At 69.3% G+C, this 4,200-nt stretch carries 5 protein-coding genes; all 5 read left to right on the top strand.

Annotation, left to right across the window (positions count from 1 at the left end):
• Positions 1-107: 107 nt before the first annotated feature.
• Entirely contained in the window at positions 108-1,196 is a 1,089-nt protein-coding gene (locus WBN91_RS38975) for a terpene synthase family protein (RefSeq protein ID WP_337729322.1), read from the top strand.
• Positions 1,193-1,480 carry a hypothetical protein gene (locus WBN91_RS38980; protein ID WP_337729323.1) on the top strand — a complete coding sequence of 96 codons (288 nt, stop codon included), beginning with the start codon at positions 1,193-1,195 and terminating at the stop codon, positions 1,478-1,480. The genes WBN91_RS38975 and WBN91_RS38980 overlap by 4 nt, the downstream gene beginning before the upstream one ends.
• Positions 1,481-1,568: 88 nt before the next feature.
• The gene (locus WBN91_RS38985) at positions 1,569-1,781 is read left to right on the top strand and encodes a hypothetical protein (RefSeq protein ID WP_337729324.1); all 213 of its coding nucleotides are present in this window, start codon (positions 1,569-1,571) and stop codon (positions 1,779-1,781) included.
• A gap of 133 nt (positions 1,782-1,914) precedes the next feature.
• A complete protein-coding gene (locus WBN91_RS38990; RefSeq protein ID WP_337729325.1) occupies positions 1,915-3,087 on the top strand; it encodes an extracellular catalytic domain type 1 short-chain-length polyhydroxyalkanoate depolymerase in 1,173 nt (390 codons plus the stop codon).
• A 57-nt stretch (positions 3,088-3,144) separates the two neighbouring features.
• A complete protein-coding gene (locus tag WBN91_RS38995) occupies positions 3,145-4,110 on the top strand; it encodes an SMP-30/gluconolactonase/LRE family protein (RefSeq protein ID WP_337729326.1) in 966 nt (321 codons plus the stop codon).
• The last annotated feature ends 90 nt before the right edge of the window (positions 4,111-4,200 follow it).

Genomic DNA, 4,200 nt, shown 5'->3' on the forward strand with positions numbered 1-4,200 from the left:
AAGGGCAAGGTCATCAAGACCGTCCCCGAGCACCAGATCGTCGAGACCCTCATCGAGGAGGCCATGCGCATCGCCGACGAGGCGTCGCCGGCGGAAGGAGCACTCGCATGACGACCGTCGAGTCACCGGTTCGGATGTTGCCGTTCTACTGCCCGTTCCCGGCCGCGGTCCACCCCCGGGTCGCCGAGGCCGAACAGCGGGCGGTCGAGTGGATCGACCGGATCGGACTGTGCGAGGACGACCGGCAGCGGCGGCGGACGGTCGCGACGAACAGCGCCGAGTTGTTCGGCCGGTTCGCGCCCCACGCCGACGACGACGGCCTCCAGGTCGCTGTCCGTTGGGCGTACTGGGGTTTCCTGTTCGACGACATGCGTTGTGATGCGGGCGAGTACAGCACCAGCCCGTACGACTACCTGTCCACCGCCGCCACCGTGCAGCGGGCGCTGGAAACGCCGTGGCACCCCGTGTCCGACGACCGTTTCTCCTTGGCGTTGCAGGACATCGCCCGTGACATGCACGCGGTGGCCACCCCGGTGCAGGTGCAACGGTTCGTCGACGCCCACCGGGCGTGGCTGTTCGCCGTCGCCCTCCAGGTCGCCAACCGGGAACGCGGCCACATGCCCTCGCTGGAGGAGTACACCGCCATGCGGCTGCACTCGGCCGGCGGTGCGCCGACCCTCGGCCTGCTGGAGGTCGCCAACCGCGCCGAGGTGCCGGCCGCCGAGATGGACTCGCCGCCCGTGCGCGCGCTGCGCGAGATGGCGTACATGATCGACTCCTGGGACAACGACATCCACTCGTACGTCAAGGAAACCGCCGAGGACCACACCGAGCAGAACCTGGTGAACGTGCTGGTCCACCACCGGGGTCTGCGGCCCGACGAAGCCATGCGCGAAGCCGTCGCGCTGCGGGACCGGGTCATGGTCCGGTTCCTGGCCCTGCGCGACCGGGTCACCGCGCGGCCGTGCAGCCGGGCGCTGCGGCTGCTGCTGGACTGCCTGGGCCAGTCGGTCCGCGGCAACACCGACTGGGCGCTGTCGGCTCCCCGCTACACCGCATTCGCGGACGCGGCACCCGTGCGGCCCGATCCGGTGTGGTCCGACCACCCGTCCGACACCAACCCGGACCCACTGCCCGTCCCCGCCATCGCCTGGTGGTGGGACGACCTCGAACCGTCCGAAGGAGACACTCGATGAACCGGACCCTGACCCTGGCGCTCGTCGTCGCGAGCCTGTGCGCCGTGACGACCCTGCCCGCCACCGCCGCCACCGCGCCACCCGCCCCCGTGTCCACCGCCCGCCACGACGACCCCGACGACGACTGGGAGTACTACGGCGACTTCCACAACCAGGTGTTGTGCGAGGCGGCCGGCGCGGCCGGTGTCGTCGCCGGGCGCTGGGACGAGTGGCGCTGCGACGAAGGCGACCTGTGGGTGGACTACGACGACCACGACGAGGACGACGACCACCCGACCTCCTGACGGGGTGTGGTGGGGCCACATGCCCCGCGCCGGGAACAGTGGTCCCACCACATGGATACGGGCGCCCGGAGCGCCTAACTTCAGCCCCATGCACCTGACCCGCGAGCGGACGACCTGGCTGCACGACCGCGAAGCAGCGGCCGAGTACGCGGCCCGGCGGCTCGTGGACGACGCCGGCATCGACCCCGGCGACTTCGGCGTCGTCTGGGCGAACATGCGCAAGGGCCACCGGTTCGGCGAGCTGCGCGTGCTGCCCGCTCTGGCGGAGGCCTTCGAGGACTGGCTGGCCGAGCACCGCTGAGCCGACCGTGTGCCTTTTTCACACCAGCGCGCCGGCGAAAATGGTGGTGAGCACCAACGACCTGCGGCGCGAGCGTTCCTAGCATCGGCACAACGCCTGTGATTGCGATCACCCTCAACGTGGAGGAAGCGTCATGCCGGTTCGTCCCCCTGCCACAGCCATCCGCGGTCCCGCCGCCCTCCTCGCCGCCGCGGCCGTGCTCGCCGCCGTCACGATCACCGCCACCCCGGCTTCGGCCGCCACCCTGCGCGAGGTCACCGGTTTCGGCACCAACCCCGGGAACCTCCAGATGTTCCGGTACGTGCCCGACGGCCTGCCCACCGGCCGACCGGTCGTCCTCGCCCTGCACGGCTGCACCCAGAACGCCCCGACCTACGCCTCCGGCACCGGCTGGCTGAAACTGGCCGACCAACACCGGTTCACCGTGGTGTTCCCGCAGCAGCGGTCGGCCAACAACGCCAACTCGTGCTTCAACTGGTTCGAGCCCGGCGACACCCGGCGCGGCTCCGGCGAAGCCCTGTCGATCAAGCAGATGGTCGACCGCACCCGCCAGGACGTCGGCGCGACCGCCGCGTACGTCAGCGGTCTGTCCGCGGGCGGCGGGATGACGTCGGTCATGCTCGCCACCTACCCGGACGTCTTCTCCGGCGGCGGCGTCATCGCCGGACTCCCCTACGGCTGCGCCACTTCCGTCAGCACGGCCTTCACGTGCATGAACCCCGGCGTGAACCTGAGCCCGGCCCAGTGGGGCGACAAGGTGAGGGCGGCCTTCGCCCACTCGGGACCACGACCGAAGGTGTCGATCTGGCACGGCACCTCCGACACCACCGTGCGCCCCATGAACGCCGTCGAGCTGGTCGAGCAGTGGACCAACGTCAACGGCACCGACCAGACCCCGGACGCGACCGACACGGTCGGCGGCTACCCACACCGCGTGTACGGCGGCACGGTCGAGCAGTTCGAGATCACCGGCATGGCCCACGGCCACCCCGTAGACCCCGGCACCGGTTCGGCCCAATGCGGCACAGCCGGCGCATACATCCTCGACGTGAACATCTGCGCCGCCCACCACCTGGTCCACTTCTGGGGCATCGCCAACACCACCCCACCCACCACGACCACCACCACATCCGCCCCGCCGTACACCGAAACCGCCCGAGGCACCGCGACCGACCACTACGTCGCCGGCCGCGTGGACGTCACCGAGTACAACACCCTCGGCGCACGCTACGGCTACTCGACCCAGATCACGCTCTACCACTGCGGCACCAACTGGACCGACAAACCCGACTGCTCCGCAATCTGACCCGAACCGGGCCGGGCCTCCCCGCCCGGCCCGTCCGGCGCCCCTAAGGTCACGAAGATGACCCGCCGCCTGATCACCCCCCGCCGCTGGCACCCTCCCCCGCTGCGAGACACCGGGCGCACCGCAACACTGACCGTCGACCGCCGCCTGCCCACGGGAGGACACGGCCCCGAGGACGTCCTGTTCGACCCCCAGGGCCGGGTGGTCACCGGCTTGGCAGACGGCAGGGTCGTGGCGATCGACCCCAACACCGGGGAACGCACCGTCCTAGGCGTAACCGGCGGCCGGCCCTTGGGCATAGAGGTCTGCGCCGACGGCACCGTGCTCGTATGCGACCACGACCAAGGCCTGCTCCGAGTAGGCGCGGACGTAGAGGTCCTAGTAGACAAGGTCGACGGCAAGCCCCTGACATTCGCCAGCAACGTAGTAGAAGGCCCAGACGGCACAATCTGGTTCACCACCTCCACCAGCCGCTGGCACCTGAACCACTACGAAGGCGACATGCTGGAACACTCCTGCACCGGCCGCCTACTACGCCGCGACCCAGACGGCACAGTAACCACGCTCCTGGAGGGCCTGTCCTTCGCCAACGGCCTAGTACTAACCCCAACCCACTTGCTCTACGCCGAAACAAGCCGCTACCGCATCTCCCGCTACGACCTGTCCACCGGCACCACAACCCCTTGGGCGGACAACCTCCCCGGCTTCCCGGACAACCTAAGCCTGGGCAGCGACGGCCTCATATGGGCCGCAATCGCCGCACCCCGCAACCCTCTACTGGACAAACTCCTACCGCTACCAGGCTTCCTACGCCTACTGATCTGGAACCTGCCGGAAGCGATCCGACCAAAAGCCACCCCCATTGCCTGGATCATGGCGTTCGCCCCAGACGGCACCCTGGTCCACGACCTCCGCTCAGACACCGACTACGGCTTCGTAACCTCAGTGGCAGAACGGAACGGCACCCTAGTCCTAGGCAGCCTCCACGAGGACGACCTAGCAATAGCAACCAAACCCACCTGACCCGCGCAGCGCGGGTTCTTCGGCGGAGCCGGCAAGTGGCAGTCCACCGAGGAGGACACAGCGCAACTTGGGCTTCTTGCTTGTGTCATC

It is taken from the genome of Saccharothrix sp. CCNWYY140, assembly GCF_037401995.1.
Taxonomy (GTDB): Bacteria; Actinomycetota; Actinomycetes; order Mycobacteriales; family Pseudonocardiaceae; genus Actinosynnema.